The 23,795-nt window shown below is 45.3% G+C and carries 21 protein-coding genes; 16 read left to right on the top strand and 5 right to left on the bottom strand.

All coding sequences use genetic code 11. The features are described from left to right. Position 1: 1 nt before the first annotated feature. The 10 genes from ccsA to rodA are packed head-to-tail and all read left to right on the top strand — an operon-like array spanning position 2 to position 11,851. Positions 2 to 2,521 (top strand): cytochrome c biogenesis protein CcsA, encoded by a 2,520-nt coding sequence (gene ccsA / locus C7460_RS05010; protein WP_115866982.1) that lies wholly within the window; start codon positions 2 to 4, stop codon positions 2,519 to 2,521. Positions 2,522 to 2,527: 6 nt separating this feature from the next. Continuing rightward, positions 2,528 to 3,307, top strand: coding sequence for a Rossmann-like and DUF2520 domain-containing protein (locus C7460_RS05005; RefSeq protein WP_115866981.1), 780 nt, complete (start codon positions 2,528 to 2,530; stop codon positions 3,305 to 3,307). After that, complete coding sequence (locus tag C7460_RS05000) at positions 3,304 to 4,173, top strand: geranylgeranylglycerol-phosphate geranylgeranyltransferase (protein WP_115866980.1); 870 nt, start codon at positions 3,304 to 3,306, stop codon at positions 4,171 to 4,173. The genes C7460_RS05005 and C7460_RS05000 overlap by 4 nt, the downstream gene beginning before the upstream one ends. Further along, entirely contained in the window at positions 4,170 to 4,745 is a 576-nt protein-coding gene (gene purN / locus C7460_RS04995) for a phosphoribosylglycinamide formyltransferase (protein WP_115866979.1), read from the top strand. Before C7460_RS05000 ends, purN begins: the two co-directional genes overlap by 4 nt. 44 nt (positions 4,746 to 4,789) lie before the next feature. Then, positions 4,790 to 6,316 carry a bifunctional phosphoribosylaminoimidazolecarboxamide formyltransferase/IMP cyclohydrolase gene (gene purH / locus C7460_RS04990; protein ID WP_115866978.1) on the top strand — a complete coding sequence of 509 codons (1,527 nt, stop codon included), beginning with the start codon at positions 4,790 to 4,792 and terminating at the stop codon, positions 6,314 to 6,316. 60 nt (positions 6,317 to 6,376) lie between these two features. Further along, a complete protein-coding gene (locus tag C7460_RS04985; protein ID WP_115866977.1) occupies positions 6,377 to 7,405 on the top strand; it encodes a rod shape-determining protein in 1,029 nt (342 codons plus the stop codon). A 7-nt stretch (positions 7,406 to 7,412) separates the two neighbouring features. Further along, entirely contained in the window at positions 7,413 to 8,228 is an 816-nt protein-coding gene (gene mreC / locus C7460_RS04980) for a rod shape-determining protein MreC (protein WP_115866976.1), read from the top strand. 1 nt (position 8,229) lies between these two features. Continuing rightward, the gene (locus C7460_RS04975; RefSeq protein WP_115866975.1) at positions 8,230 to 8,745 is read left to right on the top strand and encodes a hypothetical protein; all 516 of its coding nucleotides are present in this window, start codon (positions 8,230 to 8,232) and stop codon (positions 8,743 to 8,745) included. Continuing rightward, entirely contained in the window at positions 8,742 to 10,586 is a 1,845-nt protein-coding gene (mrdA, locus tag C7460_RS04970; RefSeq protein ID WP_115866974.1) for a penicillin-binding protein 2, read from the top strand. Before C7460_RS04975 ends, mrdA begins: the two co-directional genes overlap by 4 nt. Further along, positions 10,583 to 11,851: a rod shape-determining protein RodA gene (gene rodA, locus C7460_RS04965; protein WP_115866973.1), complete on the top strand. Its 1,269-nt coding sequence runs from the start codon at positions 10,583 to 10,585 to the stop codon at positions 11,849 to 11,851. The genes mrdA and rodA overlap by 4 nt, the downstream gene beginning before the upstream one ends. Positions 11,852 to 11,854: 3 nt before the next feature. Here the strand turns inward: rodA and C7460_RS04960 are convergent, their stop codons facing one another. Further along, positions 11,855 to 13,306: a hypothetical protein gene (locus C7460_RS04960; RefSeq protein ID WP_115866972.1), complete on the bottom strand. Its 1,452-nt coding sequence runs from the start codon at positions 13,304 to 13,306 to the stop codon at positions 11,855 to 11,857. A gap of 17 nt (positions 13,307 to 13,323) precedes the next feature. Between C7460_RS04960 and C7460_RS04955 the strand changes: the two genes are divergently transcribed. From C7460_RS04955 to chrA, 6 genes are read left to right on the top strand one after another with little or no spacing between them, the layout of a single operon-like run. Next, positions 13,324 to 13,644 carry a 2Fe-2S iron-sulfur cluster-binding protein gene (locus C7460_RS04955; RefSeq protein WP_115866971.1) on the top strand — a complete coding sequence of 107 codons (321 nt, stop codon included), beginning with the start codon at positions 13,324 to 13,326 and terminating at the stop codon, positions 13,642 to 13,644. Then, positions 13,645 to 14,235: a thymidine kinase gene (locus C7460_RS04950; protein ID WP_115866970.1), complete on the top strand. Its 591-nt coding sequence runs from the start codon at positions 13,645 to 13,647 to the stop codon at positions 14,233 to 14,235. Then, positions 14,168 to 16,318: a PorZ beta-propeller-like domain-containing protein gene (locus C7460_RS04945; protein ID WP_170147891.1), complete on the top strand. Its 2,151-nt coding sequence runs from the start codon at positions 14,168 to 14,170 to the stop codon at positions 16,316 to 16,318. Before C7460_RS04950 ends, C7460_RS04945 begins: the two co-directional genes overlap by 68 nt. Continuing rightward, entirely contained in the window at positions 16,318 to 17,007 is a 690-nt protein-coding gene (gene recO / locus C7460_RS04940; protein ID WP_115866968.1) for a DNA repair protein RecO, read from the top strand. Before C7460_RS04945 ends, recO begins: the two co-directional genes overlap by 1 nt. A gap of 46 nt (positions 17,008 to 17,053) precedes the next feature. Then, positions 17,054 to 18,016 carry an isopenicillin N synthase family dioxygenase gene (locus C7460_RS04935; RefSeq protein ID WP_115866967.1) on the top strand — a complete coding sequence of 321 codons (963 nt, stop codon included), beginning with the start codon at positions 17,054 to 17,056 and terminating at the stop codon, positions 18,014 to 18,016. Then, positions 18,016 to 19,197, top strand: a complete 1,182-nt coding sequence (gene chrA, locus C7460_RS04930) for a chromate efflux transporter (RefSeq protein ID WP_115866966.1) — start codon at positions 18,016 to 18,018, stop codon at positions 19,195 to 19,197. Before C7460_RS04935 ends, chrA begins: the two co-directional genes overlap by 1 nt. Before the next feature lie 68 nt (positions 19,198 to 19,265). On the opposite strand, the gene C7460_RS04925 is transcribed toward chrA, so the two are convergent. From C7460_RS04925 to C7460_RS04910, 4 genes are read right to left on the bottom strand one after another with little or no spacing between them, the layout of a single operon-like run. After that, on the bottom strand, positions 19,266 to 19,811 hold the full coding sequence (locus tag C7460_RS04925; RefSeq protein WP_115866965.1) for an OmpH family outer membrane protein: 546 nt from the start codon (positions 19,809 to 19,811) through the stop codon (positions 19,266 to 19,268). Between the two features lie 2 nt (positions 19,812 to 19,813). Further along, the gene (locus C7460_RS04920; protein ID WP_115866964.1) at positions 19,814 to 20,368 is read right to left on the bottom strand and encodes an OmpH family outer membrane protein; all 555 of its coding nucleotides are present in this window, start codon (positions 20,366 to 20,368) and stop codon (positions 19,814 to 19,816) included. Between the two features lie 4 nt (positions 20,369 to 20,372). Next, entirely contained in the window at positions 20,373 to 23,018 is a 2,646-nt protein-coding gene (locus tag C7460_RS04915) for a BamA/OMP85 family outer membrane protein (RefSeq protein WP_115866963.1), read from the bottom strand. Further along, entirely contained in the window at positions 23,011 to 23,745 is a 735-nt protein-coding gene (locus tag C7460_RS04910; protein WP_115866962.1) for an isoprenyl transferase, read from the bottom strand. The genes C7460_RS04915 and C7460_RS04910 overlap by 8 nt, the downstream gene beginning before the upstream one ends. Positions 23,746 to 23,795 lie beyond the last annotated feature (50 nt).

The following is a 23,795-nucleotide window of genomic DNA, read 5'->3' as shown; positions in this document are numbered from 1 at the left end:
AATGATCCACTATTTTGTAGGAAATCTGGGGCACTTTTTAGTGATCCTGGCGTTTGTGTCGGCTGTAGTAGCCACATATGCATTTGCCAAAAACATACATAACACTGATACCTCATGGGCTCGCTTTGCAAAGGGAGCCTTTTATGTGCACGCACTGGCCATTTTTGCGATAGCAGGTACGCTTTTCGCAATGATTTCAGGTCATATGTTTGAGTATCACTACGTGTACAACTACACCTCAAAGATTCTTCCGGTATATTATCAGATTTCGAGCTTTTGGAACGGTCAGGAAGGATCTTTCCTGCTCTGGATGTTTTGGAATGCTGTCTTAGGCCTGGTATTAATTCATACCAATAAGTCATGGAGAGCCTCTATGATGGCGGTTTTTTCCTTCACACAAATCTTTTTGGTATCTATGATTATGGGAGTGGTGATCTTTGATGTGAAGATCGGAAGCTCTCCGTTTTTGCTCCTGAGAGATGTAGTAAATGACCCCATTTTTGGCATCCAGCCGGACTATATTCCAGAAGATGGACGCGGCCTCAATCCACTACTACAGAACTACTGGATGGTGATTCATCCGCCTACGTTGTTTTTGGGGTTTGCTACTACGGTCATTCCATTTGCCTATGCTGTAGCGGGCTTGATCACAGGAAGGTTCAAAGAATGGATTCGTCCCGCTTTGCCCTGGGCGCAGTTTTCAGCGTGCGTGCTGGGCGTGGGTATTCTTATGGGTGCCTACTGGGCGTATGAAACGCTCAACTTTGGTGGGTACTGGAACTGGGACCCCGTAGAAAATGCAGTATATGTGCCTTGGTTGGTGCTGGTTGCAGGCATCCATACTATGATAGCCTTCAAAAAGAGCCCATCTGCGCTGAAGGCATCCGTTATATTGATATTGAGCAGTTACATACTTATAGTCTATAGCACATTTCTCACCCGTAGTGGCGTGCTGGGCAATTCGTCAGTTCACTCGTTTACCGACCTGGGATTATCAGGACAGCTGCTGATCTACTTATTTGTTTTTATACTGCTGGCTGTTCTGCTGTGTGTACGGGCCTGGCGCAAAATGCCATCATCAGAAGAAGAAACATCGGCATATTCCCGTGAGTTTTGGATTTTCATGGGTGCTACCGTGCTGTGTCTCATGGCATTTCAGGTAATCATACCTACATCCATTCCTGTATGGAACGAAATCGTTGAGCTATTTGGCGGCAGTAGCAACATGGCCCCACCGGCCGATCAGGTGGAGTTTTATACCAAATTCCAATTGTATTTTGCCATCTTACTCGCACTCCTGTCGGGTACCGGGCAGTTTTTCTGGTGGAATAAAATGGACAAGCAAAAGCTCAAGCAGGCGCTTACAGTACCGGTGATGATTTCACTTTTGATTACAGCTGTGATTTTCATAGTGGCCAAGGTACAAGACATCTGGTACCTGCTGCTGCTGACCACATCGGTGTACTCGGTAGTAGCCAATGCCAAAATATTCCTTTCGGTAGCCAAATCAAACATCAAACTTAGTGGAGGGGCGATAGCACATATTGGAGTCGCTTTGATGCTGATCGGTGTGCTTTTTAGTTCTGGATACTCCAAGATATTGTCCAAGAACAACACGGGGATGCTCTGGAGTAAGGAGTTTCCGGATGAAGTAAACCAAAACAACCTGCTCCTCTTTTTGAACGAGCCTCGCCAAATGGAAGACTATTTCATGACCTACAAAGGCATGCGTAAGCTTACCACTGACTATGGCTATGTGGACGTGAATGACATAGAAACTGCAGCGGGTCCATTGGAGCTGATTATTGGAAACGAAACCGTGAGTAGTGATGGCACCAGGCTGAGCCCGGGAGATACAGTGGAGATCATCAATGCGGAGAATAGCTACTTCGAAGTGGTGTATACACAGCCAGGTAAAGGGGACTTTACGCTATATCCGCGGGTTCAGATAAATGAGACCATGGACATGATCGTTTATTCTCCTGACATAAACCGAACGCTTACTGCCGACTTATACACCCACGTGAGGACATTTCCAGATCCAGAACAGGAAATTGAATGGAGCGAAGTGGAAGAAATAGCAGTAGCACCAGGGGATCAGTTTTTCATCAATGATTATGTGGCGCGTTTTGTGGAAATGGTGCCTGTGCAGCAGCTACCAGGAGTGACGCTTGGCCCTGGAGATGTGGCAGTGAAAGCGATCATAGAAATTGAGGGTGAAAACAAAACGTACACAGCTGAACCCATCTATGTGATAAAAGATAAAATGGCCGGACGCATACCCGATGTAGTGAATGATCTCGCGTCCAGGCTCACAATCCAAACGATAGAGCCGGAGCAAAATCGTTTTGTGTTTGGCTTAAGCACTACTCAAAAAGACTGGATCATCATAGAGGCTGTGAAGAAACCCTGGATAAATATCCTGTGGTTAGGCACCTTTTTGCTGGTTGTTGGATTTACCGTAGCGATTGTTCGCCGCTATGGGGAGTTTCAGAAAATGCGTGACAAAGGCATGGAATAACCTGCTATGCAGCCAAAGATAGCTATATACGGAACTGGAAATTTAGCTTTTCATTTGGCAAAGCGACTGGCAGTTGTAGGGCGTTCCCCGGACTATATTGTTTCCAGGTCAAGGGTTTCCGGTGAGAGTTTTATCGATGCATTGCAGCTGTCTTCGGATGTGTGTCTTACTGCAGAAATGGCAGGTATATCAGCTGATTTTATCTTACTTGCTGTTCCTGATGCCGTTTTGCAGACGGTCTTGATGGAGGTGGCTTTTCCGAAAAACAGTATCTTACTACATACTTCAGGAGCCCAGCCTATGAAAGTACTTGCTACACATGAGCGATATGGAGTGCTTTATCCATTGCAAACTTTTACAAAATCCAAGCCTGTAGACTGGAGTCAAATCCCTGTGTTTGTAGAAGGAAACAATGCTCAGGTACAAGAACAGATAGCAGATCTGGCGAAAATTTTATCTCCCAAAGTGAAGTTGCTCACGTCCGATGTGCGCTTGCGTGTACATCTTGCAGCTGTTTTAGCAAATAATTTTACCAATCACCTATTTGTGCTGGCGGATGAGCTTTTGGCCTCATCACCAGTAGCACTTAATGACCTGCAGCACCTTATTCAGGAGACGGTGGACAAGGCCATGCGAATGCCTCCTGCGCAAGCTCAAACTGGTCCGGCAGTGAGGGGTGATCATAATACCATGGACAAACATTTGGGGCTGTTGGAGCATAACCCGGAAGTAGCGCGGCTGTACGAGCTGATAAGTAAACAAATTGCCGATCGAGGTAAGTTATGATCCGATTGCTCCGATATGATTTTGTGGGTTTTCTTCGGGCTAGCCGGATCCCCAACTTGCTGATTATCGGAGCTACGCAGTACTTATCTGCCATATTTCTGGTGGGGGATTACGCACATAAGTATGAGCAAATTGCCAGCATGGGTTTTTTTCTGATGGTAGCCAGCACAGTAATGATAGCAGCCGGAGGATATATCATCAATGACTACTATGATCAAAAGATCGATATGATCAATCGGCCGGAGCGCGTGGTGGTGGGCACTTTGTTTCGGCGAAGACTGGCGATGTTGGCGCATTTTGTGTTGAGTGTCAGCGGTATCGCTCTGGGTTTTTTCTTAGACGTTCGCGTGGGCGCTATCCATGTCTTATCCGTTTTTTCATTGTGGTACTATTCCAATTTTTTACGCCGTTTGCCGCTGCTGGGAAATCTGATCATTGCCTTTCTCACAGGCCTTACGCTCCTGGTAGTGGCAGTATACTTAAAAAACAATGCCATACTGATTTATGTCTACGCCGCTTTTGCGATGGCTATCGTACTGATCAGAGAGGTGATCAAAGACATAGAAGATGTAAAAGGCGATGCGGCTTTCGGATGTCAGAGTATTCCAGTGATATTTGGGGTTAGGGGAGCAAAGTTCTTCATCTACCTGGTATGCCTGGGGAGTGCTGGCTTGTTGGTTTCATATTTGGTGGCAGTGCAAAACTGGTGGGTAAGATACTTTTTTATCGCACTAGGCCCGGTATTTTTGTGGTTTATTTACCGGCTGATCAAAGCCGATCGTCAGCGTGACTATGCCTGGTTAATTCGCTTTACGAACGTGATTATTTTTTCGGGCCTGGTAAGCATGATCTTAACAAAACTATGAGTGATAGAAATATTGTTGTTTTTGCTTCTGGTAGCGGCTCTAATGCAGAGCAATTAATCAAGCATTTTGAGGCTGTGGAAGATATAAGCGTAAGTGCAGTGTTTTGCAATAAGCCCAACGCGTATGTGCTGGAACGAGCCAAAAAACTGGGCGTACCTTCAGAAGTGTTTGACCGTAGCTCGTTTCACGACGAGCAATTCTTGAATCGACTACAAAAATTTGAAGCAGATTTTATCGTGCTTGCGGGCTTTTTATGGAAGGTGCCAGAATATTTGATTGGGGCTTTTCCGGACAAAATCATCAACATCCACCCGGCGCTACTGCCCAGCTACGGAGGCAAAGGAATGTATGGACAGCACGTGCATGAAGCCGTAATTGCTAATAAAGAACCCTTTAGCGGAATCACGATCCACCTGGTAAATGAAAACTATGACGAAGGTCGTACCTTGTTTCAGGCCAAAGTGGCTGTGGGGGCAGAGGATACGCCAGATTCGTTGGCTCAAAAGATTCACCAGCTGGAACACCAACATTTTCCTGTAGTGGTGGAGGATTACATTCGTGGATTGCGTTAGAAAAAAGGATTAATCTTTAGCTTTGCAGCTTATTTTTCAGGCACATGAGCAAAGTAAAGATCCAATCAGCACTAATTTCAGTATTCTATAAGGACGGACTCGATCCGATTGTCAGCAAACTCAACGAACTGGGGGTGAAAATCTACTCTACTGGCGGTACACAAAAATTTATCGAAGAGATGAATGTACCGGTTACTCCGGTGGAAGATGTGACCCAGTATCCTTCCATCTTTGGTGGGCGTGTGAAGACGCTTCACCCAAAAGTCTTTGGAGGCATCCTGCACCGCAGAGATCATGAAGGAGACCAAAAGGAAAAGGAGCAATATGAAATTCCTCCGATAGACCTGGTGATCGTAGACTTATACCCGTTTGAGGAAACCGTAGCCAGTGGTGCTAGTGAGGCAGACATCATCGAAAAAATAGATATTGGGGGCATTGCGCTAATTCGTGGTGCGGCCAAAAATTTCAAAGATGTCGTGATCGTAAGCTCCAGAGATTACTACGCAGACCTGCTGGATCTGCTCAATGAAAAAGAAGGCGCTACCGACCTGGAAGACCGTAAGCTTTTTGCTACACGTGCTTTTGATACTTCGTCGCACTACGACTCGGCTATTTTTAATTATATGAATGGTGGAGGTGACGTACCTTCATACAAAGTAAGCGCAGGCAAAGGTCGGGTACTTCGCTATGGCGAAAACCCACACCAAAAAGGCGTTTTTTATCAGGAGACCAAGCCTTACTTTGAGCAGATTCACGGTAAAGAGATTTCTTATAACAATCTGGTAGACATTGAAGCGGCTATTCAGCTCATTGGTGAATTCAAAGAAGAAACGGCCTTTGCTATCCTCAAGCACAACAATGCCTGCGGTGTAGCCACAGCTTCTGACGTAAAAACAGCCTATCAGCGAGCATTCGCGGCAGATACCACATCTGCCTTTGGTGGAGTGCTTATTACCAACAAAGAAGTAGACAAAGCGGCTGCAGACGAAATGCATAGCCTGTTTTTTGAAATACTCGTGGCGCCATCTTTTACCGAAGAGGCGTTGGAAGTACTCAAACAAAAGAAAAACCGAATTTTGCTGGTGCAAAAGAAAACATGGGATCGAAAGACCGTGCACAAGAGCATGCTAAATGGCACGCTCGTGCAAGACTTTGATGGTGTGACCGATAGCGCTGATGATCTGAAAGTAGTTACCAAAAAGGCCCCTACCCAGGAGGATATTGATAACTTGATCTTTGCATCCAAGGTGTGTAAACACTCCAAGTCCAATACCATCGTATTGGCCAAAGATGGTCAGCTGTTTGCCAGTGGAGTAGGGCAGACTTCTCGTGTGGATGCGTTGGAGCAGGCCATTGAGAAGGCTAAAAAGTTTGGTTTTGATCTCAACGGAACGGTAATGGCTTCAGATGCGTTCTTCCCATTTCCAGATTGTGTAGAGATTGCGCACAAGGCGGGGATCACTGCAGTGATCCAACCGGGAGGCTCTGTAAAGGACCAATTGTCCATCGACTACTGTGATGAAAACGGGCTGGCAATGGTCTTCACAGGCACCCGCCATTTTAAACATTAGTAAAACAGTATTATACGTATTAAATTCGTAGCTTTCCGACGAAAATACAGCGAGTAGAACATGGGTTTTTTTGATTTCTTCAATAGTGATATAGCCATCGACCTTGGTACGGCCAACACGCTGATCATCAGCAAGGACAAGATCGTGGTAGATGAGCCTTCGATCATTGCCATCGATAAGAATAATAACAAGGTACTGGCGATAGGACGTGAGGCCATGCAAATGCATGAAAAAACCCACGAAAACATCAAAACCATTCGTCCGCTAAAGGATGGTGTGATCGCCGACTTCCATGCCGCAGAGCATATGATCCGTGGCATGATCAAGATGATCGACAATGGCAACAAGAAATGGATGCCATCTTCGCATCGCATGGTGATCTGTATTCCGTCGGGCATTACTGAGGTGGAAAAACGTGCTGTACGTGACTCGGCAGAACACGCTGGAGCCAAGGAAGTATACATGATCCACGAGCCTATAGCAGCGGCCATAGGTATTGGTATCAATATAGAGCAGCCTGTAGGCTCCATGATCGTGGATATAGGAGGCGGTACTACGGAGATCGCTGTGATAGCGCTGAGTGGTATTGTCTGCGACCAGTCTATCCGCGTGGCAGGGGATTCGTTTAACAAAGACATACTGGACTACATGCGTCGGCAGCACAACTTGCTCATTGGTGAGCGTACCGCTGAGCGCGTAAAAATAGAAGTAGGCTCGGCCCTCACCGAGTTGGACGATGGTCCGGAGGATTATGAAATCCGTGGACGAGACCTGATGACGGGTATCCCTAAGGTGATCAAAATCTCCTATTCGGAAATAGCATTTGCGATAGATAAATCGGTATCTAAAATAGAAGAAGCTGTACTGAAAGCCCTGGAGATTTCTCCACCGGAACTTTCGGCAGATATTTATGACAATGGTATCTACCTGACTGGTGGTGGTGCCTTGCTGCGCGGATTAGACAAAAGACTGTCTATGAAGACCAAGCTACCGATCCACATCGCTGAAGATCCATTGAGAGCAGTAGTGCGCGGTACCGGCTTGGCACTGAAAAACCTCAATCAGTTTAAGCCCGTACTAATGACGTAATTGCTGAATGCAGAACTTACTTAACTTCCTTTATCGGTTCAGAACCTTCGGGTTGTTTCTGTTTTTAGAGGGAGTTTGTGCCTGGCTCATAATATCCTATAACAATAAGCAAAACGCGGCTTTTCTCAACTCGTCTAACAGCCTGGTGGCAAGCATCAATTCGTTCACCAACAATACAACAGACTATTTTCAGCTCCGAAAAATTAACGAACGGCTGGTAGCTGAAAACCTACTACTGCGCAAAGAGCTGGCCAATGCCACTATGGGCCAAGTGGTGCTGGACACTACCAGTTCTGATCGATATGACCTCATCAAAGCCAAGGTGATCAACAACTCCTTCAGAAGGTCTATGAACTACATGACCCTGGATGCGGGACTAAATGATGGCGTACGCCCTGAGATGGGCGTGATCGCCGGTGATGGCCTGGTGGGGCAGGTGAAGTCAGTTTCTGCAAATTACGCTACGGTCACCTCACTGCTCCATAGGAAACTGCTGGTGAGCAGCAGTATCAGCCGCACACGTACGCTGTGCACAGTACAGTGGGATGGAGACTCCCCGCTGGAAGCCGAGCTGAAATACGTGCCGCGCCATATTCAGATACAGCAAGGAGATACAGTAGTAACGTCAGGGTACAATGCTATTTTTCCGGAAGGAGTGATGGTAGGCACCATCAGTTCATTTGAGTTGGAAGACAATGATGTGTTCTATCAGGCAAAAATCAAATTGGCGGTAGATTTTAGCTCTATGGACTATGTGTACCTGATCAAAAACAAAATGATCGTAGAGCAAGACAGCCTGGAAGCTGAAGTAATGGAACAGTAAGATGGTAAGAATCAACTACGTACAGCAAGCGCTTCATTTGGTGATATTTCTATTGCTACAGATACCTTTTTTGTACAAACTGATCCTGTTTGACGTAGCTTTCGGCTTTTTTTACATCGGCTTTGTATTGTTTTTGCCGTATGGCCTCAACCGCAGCCTGGCCATGCTCATCGCTTTTGCTGGTGGACTTATAGTGGATGTTTTTTCTAACACCCCAGGCATGCATGCATCCGCCAGTATTTTGGTGGCATTTGCCAAAGACAGCTGGTTTGGACTTACTGTAGGCTCCTCGGATGATGACGTTTACCTGGACTGGAATGAGCTGGGTGTTTGGGGCTCAGTGAAGTACTTGTTGCCACTTATTTTTGTGCATCATTTCATCATTTTCACAGTAGAAAACGGTGGATTTAATTCGTTCGGATTTTTGTTGGCTAAAATAAGCTACAGTGCGTTGTACAGTTTTACCATCGTATTTGGGCTTAGCTTTCTCATGGCTCCAAAAGTTCGCAGAATATGATCAACAGAAGCTTTATCATTCAGATTGTCATCGTTTTGGTGGGGCTGATCTTTTCGATCAGACTATTTTCCATTCAGGTGGTGAATGATGAATACAAGCTTGCCGCAGAAAACAACATCGTTCAAAAGATTGTCGATTACCCATACCGGGGGCTGGTATACGACCGTGATGGTGAACTGCTGGTTTACAATACGCCCGTGTACGACCTGATGATCGTACCCAAGGAGGCAGACCTTGCCGACTCCAGCGAACTCATTCAACTACTGGAAATAGAACACGCAGAGTTTGAGGCCAGGTACAACAAAGCGCGCAGGTACTCAGGTATCCTGGCATCCAAGTTTATGGAGCAAATCCCCAACGATATGTTTGCTCGCATCCAGGACAAACTCATTTCTTTCGAAGGTTTCTACGTGCTGCCCCGAACAGTTCGCGGGTACACGCACAACATACTGGCCAACACCATGGGATATGTCGGGGAGATCAATCGCAGGCAGCTCAATAGAGACACTTCAGGTTATTACCGCTCCGGTGACTACATAGGTATTACGGGTGTAGAAAAAGAGTATGAAGAAAAACTACGTGGTAAGCGTGGAATGCGCTTCGAGATAGTGAATGTACAGGGAGTGGTGAAAGGTAAGTTTCACGATGGGGAATATGACACTGCCTCCGTGCCGGGTCAAAACATTCAGCTCACCATAGATACTGAACTTCAGCGCTATGCCGAGAAACTTATGGAAGGCAAAGTAGGAAGTCTGGTAGCCATAGAGCCAAGTACGGGAGAGATATTGGCTATTGTATCGGCACCAACTTACGATCCGCATTTGCTGAGAGGTAGAGATGCCGGTAAAAATTTTACGGAAATCTATCAGGATTCGCTAAAACCTTTGTTTAACCGCCCTCTTCAAGCCATGTATCCTCCTGGTTCGATGTTTAAAACCGTGCAGTCGCTTATAGCCATGCAGGAGCAGGCAGTATACCCTAAAGAGCGCATCTACTGTGAGGGTGATCTGATCGGTGATCTGGCGCCGGTGGGCAGCTATGATGTGATCAAGGCTATTACTTATTCATCAAACAATTATTTCTACAAGGTTTTTAAACGAGTGATCGAGCAGGGAGCGCATGAAAGTCGCTACATCGACTCGCGTATAGGGCTGGAAAAATGGAACGAATATATTGATCGGTTTGGGCTGGGGCGTAGGCTAGGCGTAGACATCCCCAATGAAAAATCTGGATATGTACCGGATATTCAGTTTTATGATCGGGTATATGGCACCAATCGCTGGGCATTTAGTAATATTTACTCGCTGAGCATTGGGCAGGGAGAGCTGCTGGTTACTCCACTGCAGATGGCTAACCTTGGAGCCATATTGGCAAACAAAGGACACTACATCACTCCTCATATAGTCAAAAGCGTAGCAGGCGAACCTGCGCTCGAAAACACGGTGAATGAATTAAATATCGACCCGGAGTATTTTGATGTGGTCATTGATGGCATGCAGAAGGTGATCGAAGAAGGGTCTGGCCGCCGGGCATTTATCAGAGACCTTGCCATTTGTGGCAAAACCAGTACGGTACAAAATCCTCATGGCATGGACCACTCCGGTTTTATGGGTTTTGCACCAAAGGAAGATCCTAAAATTGCTATTGCCGTGTATGTGGAAAATGCTGGGTGGGGAGGAAGAGCCGCAGGTAGTACCGCAAGCCTGGTGATAGAGAAATATGTGAAGGGCGAGATTACCAGACCCTGGGTAGAGGATTTTGTCTTAAAAGGAGATTTTCTGGATGCCAGACAAAAGAAGGAGTTGGAAGAAATGAAAAAAGCACGTCAGCAGAGCCTATGAGAAACGATAGCCTGATAAATAAGATCGATTGGGTAGTGGTGTTGCTCTATACGGTGCTGGTATTTAGTGGCTGGCTCAACATTTATGCTGCAGACTTTGATCCGGATGAGAGCCATGGCATCCTCAACTTTAGCATGAGCTCGGGTAAGCAGCTGATCTGGATTGGCACCTCCGTGGTGATCATCCTGCTGATTATGCTCCTCGACTTTAGGTTTTACGATTCGTTTGCGTACATCATCTATGGGGTGCTGATATTTTTTCTAATTGCGGTATTGATCTTTGGTCAGGAGGTGGCTGGCTCTAAATCCTGGTTTCAGCTCGGCGCTTTTAAGTTTCAGCCTTCGGAGTTTACCAAGTTTGCAGCAGCACTGGGGCTTGCCAAATACCTAAGTAAAAGCACGCGTAAGTCTTCTGAGCTCAAGTCGCAGGCTACAGGATTTCTTATCTTTTTTGTGCCACTGGCACTTATCATCCTTCAGGGTGACCTGGGTACCGCTATGGTTTTTGGTAGCCTTACCCTGGTGATGTTTAGAGAAGGTTTGCACCCATTGTTTTTGATCATTGGGCTTGGTGTAGTGGTTTTGTTTCTCTTGACCCTGCTAGTAAGCCAGACGGTACTGCTCATAGGTGTAGTGGTCATTACGATTTTGGTGTTGGGCTTTGTGGCTAAATCTCCGGTAAAAATAGGCGTAGTACTTGTGTCAGGAGTACTAGTTGCTGGCTTTATTCGTAGTGTGGATTTTATCCTGACGGATGTACTAAAGCCTCACCAGCAAAAACGAGTGATGTCCCTGATCAACCCCAATGCAGATCCTTTGGGTGTAGGGTGGAATGTGACCCAAAGCAAGATCGCTATTGGGTCTGGTGGCCTTACTGGCAAAGGTTATTTGGAAGGTACGCAGACGAAGTTTGATTTTGTGCCTGAGCAGACTACCGACTTTATCTTTTGCACTATAGGTGAGGAGCAGGGATGGATTGGTAGCTTTTTACTGATCGTGATGTTTTGTGCCCTATTTGTACGGCTGGTTCAGTTGGCAGAGCGCCAAAAATCATCCTTTGCCCGCATATATGGCTATGGCGTAGTTTCTATTCTGTTCTTTCACTTTGCGGTGAATATCGCCATGACCATCGGTTTGTTTCCGGTGATCGGAATCCCATTGCCTTTCTTTAGTTATGGAGGCTCTTCCCTCTGGGGCTTCACGATTCTTTTGTTTTCATTTCTGAAATTAGACGCTCACCGAATGCAAGTACTGCAGCGGCTGTAGCCATTATCTAAATTTTCTGAAAACCACTTTGAGCAGTTCTTTTACTTCATCACTGTTCATGTCCCAGTCTCTGGGCTTGGCATAGTTCTGCACAAGCATTTCTACAGCATCATCGAAGCTGTCGCATGCTTCCAGTTCATCTACTGTATTCGTAAAGGCATCACGGTCCCCATCGAACAATTCTTTGGTGAACATGTATCTGTGATTGACAGAAATGGCTTCCATGATGGAGTTGACTTTGCGCTTTTCCATTTTGTCAGCCAGGGTGTTATTCTCTTCAGAAAAGCGATCGTTGATGGTGGCCTGAGGTGCTTCGTAGTTTTCATTGACTGAGGCGTCATCAGCCTCTTCCGAAGTAGGTTCTTGTTGGGCTACTGTTTCTTCTTCCTGAATGTTTTCTTCCTGAGAGTCTTCATCCGATTCAGGTTCATCCGTCTCCTCCTGCTCATAGGTATCTTCTTCTTGAGGAATTTCTTCTTCTACAGGTTCGCTTGTCGGCTGAAATTCCGTCTCTTCATGTTCCTGTAGTTCCTCTTCTTCGTGGTTTGCTGCCTCTGCTGCCTCTTCATCTGGCTCCGGATCAGGCTCCACCGTACGTGCTATAGCCAGGCCTTTAGTGGCTCGCGAAGACTTAGGAGGTTCGTAGCTTTCTTCCTCATAGGTGTCCTCTGTGTCTTGCTGCTCTGCGTGAGCTTCCTCTTCGTCTTCAAATGCCTCCGGTTCTTCTGTCTCAGGCTCTGGTGCTATGGGCGCCACAGTTTCTTCTTCCTCTATCAGGTCTTCTGCAAATCCCGGGAATTCTTCGTCATCATCTTCATCTAAAGGGTTTACGAAGTTTTCGGTTATAAAAATATCCTCTTCACTGATAGGGACAATTTCAGACAGCCGCTGCAACTCTTCATCAACAGCATCCTGTACCTGTACATCCTCAAAATATTCTGGAATGGCATCCAGGAAGTCATCTATATTCAGTCGATTGTTTCGCTCAAAAAAGGCCGAAATAGTGTCTTTGTGCAAGCGAAGGTATTTGAGTATCGGTTTGGTGATTTTCTCATTTACTTGCGGCACGTCCAGCTCATCAAACTCCAGCATTAGATAACTGGCAGGGTCGGTAGCAAGTAGCAGACTATTGGCTACGGCTTCTTCCAGCATGAGCTTGTAATGGTCCGGCCCCACTTCTATGTGCTGAGACAGAGTGTTCATAAACTGGACCATAGCTTTCCTTACTTCCGGAGCCTTGTAGTTAAAAAAAGGGCTTTCGAGCTGTTTCATTTCTTCCTGCCATTTACGGAAGAGAATTTTCAGCACAAAAAAATTCACTTGCTTAGAAGGGGTTGCTGTCAGGATGTCTTTGCCGGAGATTTTATCAGTATTTTCAAAAAAGCTCGATGTGATTTTCTCAGAAAACTCCTCGCTATATTCCCTTATAAACTCATCATTTAGTTTCCTTTGCATAAGATTGGAAGATTGAAATGCCTTTAGTCACAGTAAAAAACCTCCATAGTAAAACTATTCATTGCAAATCTAAAACGGAAAAACTTCTCAGTATATTACTGGAGGAGGTAGATTGGATGCACGCATGTGGAGGCAAAGGTAGGTGCACTACCTGCACAGCCGAAATAGTGAGTGGAGAGGCTTCTTTAGGTGAGATTACCGAAGCAGAGAAGAGATTTATTAACTTGGGCAAATTAAAATCAGGTGCACGTCTGGCATGCCAGGCAGTAGTAACAGGTGATGTGACTGTACAGGTGCCGGAATCATACAAATTACCCCATCAAGATTATTCAAAATAAATGTTTGTAGAGCCAAATATTGGAACCCCCACTACAGGAAAAGCAGGGTGGATAGAGGTGATCTGTGGATCCATGTTTTCTGGTAAAACCGAAGAGCTCATTCGCCGCCTCAATAGGGCCCTGATAGCCCAACAAAAAGTGGAGATCTATAAGCCCAGGGTAGACAAGCGCTACTCCAAAGAAAAAGTAGTATCGCACAACCAAAATGCTATTGAGTCCATTCCTGTCAACTTTGCCAATGACATCTTGCTGCGAGCTGGTCACTGTGACGTAGTGGGTGTTGATGAAGCACAGTTTTTCGACCCGGAAATTATCCACGTGTGCAATCAGCTGGCCATCCAAGGGAAGCGTGTGATAGTGGCTGGTCTCGATATGGATTTTATGGGTGTGCCTTTTGAGCCGATGGACAAGCTCATGGCCACTGCCGAGTACATTACCAAGGTACATGCCATCTGTATGGACTGTGGCAACATCGCTTCTTACTCTTACAGACGTACCAAATCTAAAAAAACTGTCGTTTTGGGTGAAAAAGACATCTATGAAGCCCTATGTAGAAAATGCTTTTATGAAAAAATGCATCGCAATAAGTAGCTGGTGTCTACTCTTTACATATTTTTTGAGTGCACAAAATCTGCCGATAGGCCATTGGCGTGAGCATTTTAGTTTTAGAAGTGTAAACAAAGTATTGGCTGGAGGGGATCACATTTTCTGCGCTGCGGAGCATGGCTTTTTCACGATAAATCGCACTACGAAAGAACTCTCCAAATTGGGTAAAACTAAAAGGCTGGGAGATGTAGGTGTCACGGCCATGGCTTTTTCGAAGGAGCACAACCTACTGGTACTGGGCTATGAATCTGGTATAGTGGATGTAGTCTCATCAGATGGCGTTGCTTCTATACGCGGCATAGCCAGCTCTAGTTTGGTGGGCACCAAAAAAATCAATGACATAGCGATCGGCACTGATCGAATCTATCTCGGAACAGCTTTTGGAGTGATAGTGGCCCAGCTGGAGGGGCTGGAGCTAATTGAAAACTACCGCTCTATTGGGTCAGGCGGCGCTGATGTATCTGTGCAAGAGCTTGCCATAAATAGCAATCAGCTCTATGCCATTACCAGCGAGGGGCTTCAATATGGATCGATAGACCAAAACCTTCTCGATTTCACGCGGTGGACGCTGCTGGATACTGTGCGCTCTTACCATTCGCTAAAAATTGGCGCATGTGGACTGATCGCGGTGGCCGCAGACACTTCTGTGGTTCAAATTTCCGATACGGTAGTCAATATTTGGTCTTCTAAAGCGCCTATCAAGGCTGTGGATTGTAGCGAACAAGCGATCATCGCATTGCAAGAAAACTACCTCGTTTCATACAGCAATGGTGCTTTTGACTCCACATCTATTGAGGATGTGGAAGTGCAGGATTTTGCTTTGGTAGATGGAGAAGTTTGGCTGGCTACTTCTGCCAATGGCGTAGTTACGCCCAGCAATGAACAGCTCTATCCTAATGGCCCTTTTACGGATCAAATAACCTCAATCAGCTTTGCCAACAATATAGCCTATGCCTTTTATGATGCGGTTTCTAGCCAATACTCCTGGTTTGATAAATCCTCATGGAGCCATGAAGAACTTGATGGATTAACGGGGCTGTCAGCTGCCACACATTACCGTGGAGCGGTTTATTTGGCAGCAGCCTATGGGGGAGTCTATGATTTGACGAACAAAGAACTAGTGGATGGTGCACCCCAGCAAGTGAATGATTTGAAAGTGGTAGGAGGAGCACTTTTGGGTATTTCATCCACAGATGAAAATGCCACACTTTTCTCTATTGATCGAGAACAAGATGTTACCACTTACACGGCTGCAGCAATTGGCTCAGAATTTCCGGTTAGTATTTCTGCTAGTGCCAATGGTGTGATTTGGCTTACGGTATCGCCAGCAGCAGGTGGTGGAGTGCTAGCACTAGACCTTGGAGGCGAGCAGGTAAGGCGAATTACTTCCTCCGACAATCTGGCGTCCAATACTGTCAACAGTCTGGTGATAGATCATAGCGACGATGCCTGGATCGCGACACCAAGGGGATTGAGCCTCATGGTTGACGCAAGTTTTGTGTTCAATGATTCAGAGGCATTTAGCCCTATATATGAGAATGGTGCCTTGTTTGATGAAGAACCTGTGCATGCCTTGATGGTGGATGGAGGCAACAGGATATGGATGGCTACTGATGAAGGAGTGTGGGTCTTTGACAACAACCTAACTCGACTGGATGAACATTTTACCACTAGCAATTCACCACTGCCCTCACATCTCGTATATCAAATGGAATACGATCCTGGCTCAGGGGAAGTTTATATCCTCACGGACAAAGGGTTGGTGTCTTATCGCAGTGAGTCATCTCAGGGCGGGGCTGTGCATACTTCCACTGCCGTATTTCCTAACCCCGTACTGCCTGGCTACAGCGGGATGGTGGGAATTACTGGTCTGGTAAACAATGCAAGTGTAAAAATTACTACTCCCGGAGGGAAGCTCGTCCGAAGTGTACAGGCACACGGAGGTACAGCAGCGTGGGATTTGAAAGATTACAATCAGCATAGAGTAGCACCTGGTGTTTATGTCATTTGGAGTGCTTCAGATGACGGGGAGCAAACCTACGTTGGGAAATTAGCCGTTGTTGACTGATGCTGGTAAAGACTCGTGGCATAGTGATCAAGTATGTGAAGTACCAGGAGGCGAGCATCATCGTGCAGGTGTTTACAGAAGAACTTGGACTATCATCATTTATAGTGAATGGTATTCGAAGCCCCAGGTCAAAACGGAGTATTGGATACTTTCAGCCGTTTTCTCTACTGGACATGGTAGCATATGTAAAGCCCAACCGGGATATACAGCGGCTGTCTGAGTATAAATATTTCGCTCCTGTACATAGAATTCAACAAGATATCCGCAAAAGCACGATTGTCTTGTTTCTTTCAGAAATACTAGGAAAGCTCCTGGTACATGAAAAGGGCGATGCGCAAGAGCTTCTATTCGATTTTCTAACCCAGTCTATATTGACTTTTGATGCCATGGATAGTGAGATCGAAAATTTTCATTTACACTTTTTGCTAAAGATACTGCCCATCATGGGGCTTGGTGTAGCTGATGGAGACAGCCTGATCCGTAGCATGGAGCTCGAAATGATCGAAGAGGATCAACGGTTGATTGGTTTTGTGTCTGACGTCATTCGTAGTGACTATACAGATTCGGTGGCTGGGTCTGGTGAGTTGCGCTTCAAGGCACTGGAGTTAATCCTCAAATATTACGAACATCACACCGATCAGCTGGGAGAAATTAAGTCATTGAAGGTCTTACATCAGGTTTTCAAGTAATTTTGCGAAAAGCAACTATTTTTGAGCACCATTACCCCATAAACTTATGAGTGACAAACTATACGCAGAAGTACCATCCCTGGACCTGGCGGACTTTACCTCAGGTGACGCAGAGCGAAAAGCGGCATTTGTAAAAGCACTTGGAGATGCCTATCAAAACATTGGATTTGTAGCGGTGAAGAACCATGGCCTGTCTGAAGACCTCACAAAAAGTCTTTACACCGCCGTGGAGAAGTTTTTTTCTTTGCCCGACGAGGTAAAACTAAAGTATGAGAAAACGGAACTTGCTGGGCAGCGTGGCTACATCAGCAAAGGCCGTGAAAAAGCTAAAGGCAGAAATACTGGCGACTTAAAGGAATTTTATCATGTAGGCCAGCCTACAGAAAACAAGCTTGAGGAGTATCCAGAAAACATTTGGCCAGACGAGGTGCCAGAGTTTCAGAAGTATACACAGGAAGCTTACAAAACACTAGAGCAAGCAGGTATATCTATGCTACAGGCCATCGCATTGCACCTGGGGCTAGATGAGCACTACTTTGATGATAAGGTGAAGAAAGGCAATAGCATCATACGCCAGATTCATTATTTCCCTATAGAAAACCCTGATGAGATTCCCGCTGATGCAGTAAGAGCTGCAGAGCATGGCGATATTAACCTGATTACGCTACTGATGGGAGCTAGTGCCGATGGGCTACAGGTACTCCGCAGGGATGGAGAGTGGATTCCTATTACTGCATTACCTGATCAGATTGTGGTGAATGTAGGTGACATGCTGGACCGCCTCACCAATCATAAATTGAAGTCTACCATACATCGGGTAGTGAATCCCCCACGCGAACTGATGGGTACTTCCAGGTTTTCTATTCCGTTTTTTATGCATCCGGTTTCCGAAATGGACCTTACTTGCCTGGACAGCTGTGTAGATGCCGACAACCCTAAGCGGTATGAAGATATGACAGCCGGTGAGTTTCTGGATCAGCGTCTCAGAGAAATCGGATTGAAGTCCTAATGTCGGTTCGTAGAGTTAGATATCTCATTTTTCTAAGGGATGTTCTAATTCTATCCGTTACGTCATTTGGTGGGCCCACGGCCCACCTTGCTTTGTTTTTAGACATGATGGTAGAGAAGAGAGGCTACATCACGGAGAAAGACCTGATAGAGCTTCATGCTTTGTGCCAAATATTACCTGGCCCTACTTCCACACAGACCATCACTGCCATCGGTTTTAAGATAGGAGGGCCCGGCCTTGCTTACCTCACCTTGCTGTTTTGGGCGTTGCCTGCGCTAACGATCATGATATCTCTGGCGCTAATGATCAACTTCTTTCAGGAGATGGACGTGAGCCTTTCATTTTTGAAGTTTATTCAGCCTATAGCTGTAGGCATAGTAGCCTACTCCGCATACAAGATATCCAGTAGTGTGGTGTCTACCCGTACCGGATTTTTTCTGATGATCATTTCCACCATGGCAGCATATATTTTTCGTACGCCATGGGCATTTCCATTTATGTTGCTAATCGGTGGGTTTGTTACAGCGTTTAAATTTAAAAAGCAGCCTGTAGAGGAAAAGTCACGCATCAAAATCAACTGGTCAAACTTCATTTTATGGATATCAGTGCTGGTTTTTGCGGCAGTACTCGGTGGGGTCACTAAGTACCTGCCTATACGCTTATTCGAAAACTTTTACCGGAATGGCAGCCTGATATTTGGTGGAGGCCAGGTGCTGGTGCCGCTACTTTATACAGAGTTTGTTGAGTTCAAAAATTACCTGACTTCCGAAGAGTTTCTGTCCGGATACGGTTTTGTGCAGGCACTTCCCGGTCCGGTATTTTCTTTTAGTGCTTATGTGGGTACTTTGAGCATGAAAAACACCGACTTGTTCCAGCAGATTCTTGGGGGTATAATGGCTGCTGCTGGGGTATTCTTACCTGGCACTTTTTTCATCTTTTTTGTTAGCCGATTTTGGGAAGACCTCAAAAAATACCGTGTGGTGAAGGCCTCGCTAGAAGGCATCAATGCTGTGAGCTCGGGGATGGTGATAGCAGCTGCTTTCTTTCTCTTTGAGCCGGTAGATCCCACCACCGTCAATTACGTGCTCATGCTAGGCACCATGTGCCTGATGTTTTTTACACGTATTCCGACACCAGTAATCATTATAGTGGGGCTTGTTACGGGTATTATCTTGAAATAATACCATTACAGACAAAAAAAGCCCGAACCAAATGGTTCAGGCTTTTGAATGTTTTGAGTAAAGGATGCTTACTCTCCGGCAGAAGCAGCAGGAGGAGTGATACCCAATTTTTTCAAGATGAGGTTTGACACATCGTCTTGCTCACGAGCATATAGCAATACATCAAAACCCGGAGTTCCTGCGCTAAAGATATGAGTGTAGTTGTTTTCTTTAGCTACAGCTTCTATTGCGTTACCAATTTTTTCGTATACAGGCTTTAAGAGTTGGTTTCTCTTGTTCGCCATTGAGTTTTCTGCTTTCACAGAAAATTCTTGTACACTTTGTTGCAATGCCTGAATCTCCTGCTCTTTGTCTGAGCGGATAAGATCGTCCCATGATGCAGCATTGTTTTGGTAATCAGTCATTTTGGTTTGCAGGTCGCTGTATTTAGCCTGGATTTGGTTTTGAAGCTGCTTCTCGTATGCTTTCAGTTCAGCATCGATCTGCTTGGCCTCAGGGAGTAGGCTGAGTACATAATCTGCATTGGTGTAACCTATCTTGAGGTTGTCCTGAGCCGACACACTCAATGTGCAGGCGATCAGTATTACAAGTACGCTTAAAAATTTAGTTTTCATAATCAATTGTTGTTTCTTCCTGTGTTACTTTCTCCATTGTTTTCTCCCAGGCCAAGTTCTTCCAGCACATAGTCTGTATAGTCATGGATGGGATCGGTATAAATCATGACCAAGTCACCCGACTTGTCAAAAACGATTTGCAATCTATTATTTTTTGCAACTCTTTCCACTGCATCGAAAACCTGATCTTGCACAGGTTTTATTAATTCTTTCTTTTTCAGGAAATAAAGTCCATCAAAACCGAAAATTTGTTTTTGGTGCTCTTTGACTTCTTTCCATTCCCGATCGATTTCCTGTCTGCGCTCTTCTTTCATTTCGGCAGTTAGCAGGACTTCTTCTGCCTTTAGCGCCGCTTCCATCTCTTCAGCCTGTTTATACATTTCTTGTATTTCGGCTTCCCAGCCCTTGGCCAATTTCTCTATTTCCGCCTGGGCCTCTTTGTACTCTGGCATCCTGCTCAGCACATATTGTGTATCTACATATCCAAATTTCTGGCCAAAAACTGAAATGGCGGAAAAAAGCAGGAATAGAATGGTGAGGAGCGGAAATTTTTTCATAGCATTATCTGATTTGCTGACCAATAGAGAAGTGGAACTGTGGCCCACTTACTTCTAGTGCACCAGGCGCTGGATCCAGACCATATCCCCAGTCTAGCCCTAGTAGACCAAATGCAGGCATAAAGATTCTTACACCAACTCCTGTAGATCTGTAGAGGTTGTATGGGTTGAATTCATCAAAATCGTTCCAGTTATTTCCTCCTTCGAAGAAGGTAAGGAAATAGATCGTGGCAGATGGATTGAGCGAAACTGGGTAGCGCAGTTCCATTACAAACTTGGTAAATACAGTACCATTATCTACTCCGTTTTCAATATCTGCGCGGATAGACCGGTTTTCATATCCTCGGAGTCCTATTACATCTGTACCCAACAGGAAGTTTTGACCTGTGAGCCCATCACCTCCAAGTGAGAAACGCTCAAATGGACCAACACCTACTTTATCACTATAGGAGCCAAGGAAACCAAAGTGAGCTCTTGGTGCTAGTACAAGGTTACCTACGAGCTTGAGGTAATATTTGAAATCAAGATTCCATTTGTGGTATTCCAAAAACTTGAATTGATCTTCTGCATCTACATTGTCGTAGTTCTTGTTGTTTAGCAAGGAGTAAGGAGGTGTAAATGATGCGCTAATGGATAGCGAAGACCCTCCTCGTGGATACATTGGATTATCTACAGAGTTTCTCGCTATGGTATTGTTAAAGGTGAAACTATGTGAGTCTCCCTGGAAGCCATAAGCACGTTCGTAGGTGTCACCAGTGATGTTGTATTTCTGCAGTGACAGTGAATTGCTGACAGTGAAGAAATCATCCGGCCATGTGACTCTTCTTCCGAGTGACACGGTGATGCCTGATAGCTGCAATTGAGATAAAACAGTGTTGTCGAAAGTAATATAGCGCTGTGAGGAGTGGTTGAAGCTCACACCAAAGTTGTTCGGTTTTCTTCCGCCTAGCCATGGTTCGTTAAAGCTCAGCGAATAGCTTTGGTAGCGTCTTCCGTTGGCTTGCATTCTCACAGATAGTTTTTGTCCATCACCCATAGGGAGTGGTCTCCATTTGTCAAAATGCGGTATGTTTTTCAGAGAAAAGTTGTTGAAGCTAAGGCCAAGTGTGCCTACAAAACCGAAGCGACCTCCCCAGCCACCGGATAGCTCTACCTGGTCGTTAGGTCGCTCTACAAGCTGCCATTCGATATCTACAGTTTCATCCACAGGGTTTGGCTGAGGTACAGGGTTGACTTGCTCCGGGTCAAAGTAGCCCAGCTGAGAAAGTTCACGCTGTGTTCTGATTAGCTCTGACCGATTAAACTTTTGACCTGGGAGGGTCCTAATCTCTCTTAAAATTACATGATCATTGGTTTTTTCATTGCCACTGATGGTTACCTCGTTGATGGTAGCTTGTGGTCCTTCATATATGCGCATTTCCACGTCTATACTATCCTCCGTGGTACCAACTTCTACAGGGTTTACCCGGAAAAAGAGATAGCCATCATCCATGTATAGCGAGCTAATGTCTGTTCCGGTTGGATTGTAGTTAAGTTTCTTGTTGACCAGCTCCAGGTCATACACATCACCTGTTTCTATACCCAATACACGGTTGAGGAATTCGTCCTCATAGATGTAATTACCGGTCCACTCGATGCTCCGGAAGAAGTATTTATTTCCCGGGTTTACGTGCAGGTCAATGTTTAAGTATTTGCGGTCTATACTATAGACAGAGTCTTGAACGATCTCTGCATCGCGATAACCTTTGGAGTTGTAGAAGGCTATGAGTGTTTCTTTGTCTTCTTCAAAGTCAGTTCGTACAAACTTGGCAGATTTGAACACGTTTACGTTGACCTGCTCTGCCAGGTATTCCTTCAATTCCAAATCTGTCACTTCCTTGCGGTGCGTGAGGAAGTAAAATAAATTTTTAGGGTTAAGCACCATCAAAGTTTTTTCTATGAGGTCCTTAGGAAGATTCAGCCTTGGTTTTTCGCCGGTATTTTTAAGTTTGCTTCTGAGTTTTGCCTGACTGAAGTTATCATCTCCGTAAAAGTTGATGTTTTTGACTTTTACCTTTTGGTTTTTTTCTACGTTGATGATAATGTTGACGCTATTGGCCAGGATGGTGTCTCGTTCCTGTCGAATGTTTACTTCGGCATTGAGGAAGCCTTTCCCTTCAAAGTATTTCTTAACACTCAGCTCAGTGTTTTTGATGACCACATCTGTGAGTATTTTACCTCTTACCAGGTCAATCTTGTCTTTCAGCTCTGCTTTTTGACTTTTGTTGACACCTTCAAACTCATATTTGGTAAGTCTGGGCCTTTCGGTTAGCCTTATGGTTAGCCAAATCTGTTCACCTTCGATTTTATTGGCATAGATTTCTACATTGCCAATGATGCCTTGTCTCCAAAGTTTTTTTATGGCACTGGAAATTCCTTCTCCCGGTATTTTGATTTTGTCTCCTACTCTCAGGCCGGATAGCGAAATCAGGGCGTTGTTGTCTAGAAATTGCACTCCCTCTACCGAAATATCAGCAATTTCATATTCTTTGGGGCTCGAGTAGTTGATAGAGAGGCCGCTGTTTGCTGACTTATCTCTTCCAAATACGATTTGAGCCTGAGCCTGATATCCTAAAAGGAGGATTAAACTTATTGCAAGGTATTTATGCATTAACCTGTTCGCTTATTTTTCCAAATCTTCTTTCGCGCTGCTGGTAGGACGAGATGCCTTCATGCAGGTGTTCTTTTCTGAAATCTGGCCAGAGTACAGGTGTGAAAAACAGTTCTGTATAGGCCAGTTGCCAGAGTAGAAAGTTGCTTATTCGCATTTCGCCACTTGTCCTTATGAGAAGCTCGGGATCTGGCATCCCTGCCGTGGATAAGTTTTTTTCAATTAATTCGGGGGTGATTTCATCATGGGTATCACCGGCTCTTAGCTGTGTTGCAATTTTGTTCATCGCCTGGGTGAGGTCCCATTTCCCACTATAGTTTAGCGCCAAATTCAATGTCAACCCCGTATTGTCTGCTGTTTTAGAGATCGCTTCTGCGAGCTTTTTCTGAGCAGCATTCGGAAGTTTGGAAGTATCTCCTATCGATTTTAGACGGATATTATTCTTCATGAGTGTGGGCACTTCATCATTTATCGTTGCCACCAGTAGTGTCATGAGGCCTTGTACCTCTTGTTTTGGGCGCGACCAGTTTTCCGTACTAAAGGCATATAATGTAAGATATCCTATACCTAGCTCTGCACATCCCTCTGTAACATCCCTCACTGCTTTGATGGCGTTTCGGTGCCCGAAGATTCTGGCTGCCCCTTGTTTTTTTGCCCAACGGCCGTTCCCATCCATGATAACGGCAATATGCTGAGGTAAATTGCCTTGTTTGATTTGCTCCTTCATCCCCTGCTTTAGGCTAAAATGCGAAAGACCACAAAGTTGTGGTTTTTTTT

This window comes from Marinoscillum furvescens DSM 4134 (genome assembly GCF_003386095.1).
GTDB lineage: Bacteria > Bacteroidota > Bacteroidia > Cytophagales > Cyclobacteriaceae > Marinoscillum > Marinoscillum furvescens.
This window is presented reverse-complemented; position numbering and strand designations above follow the sequence as displayed.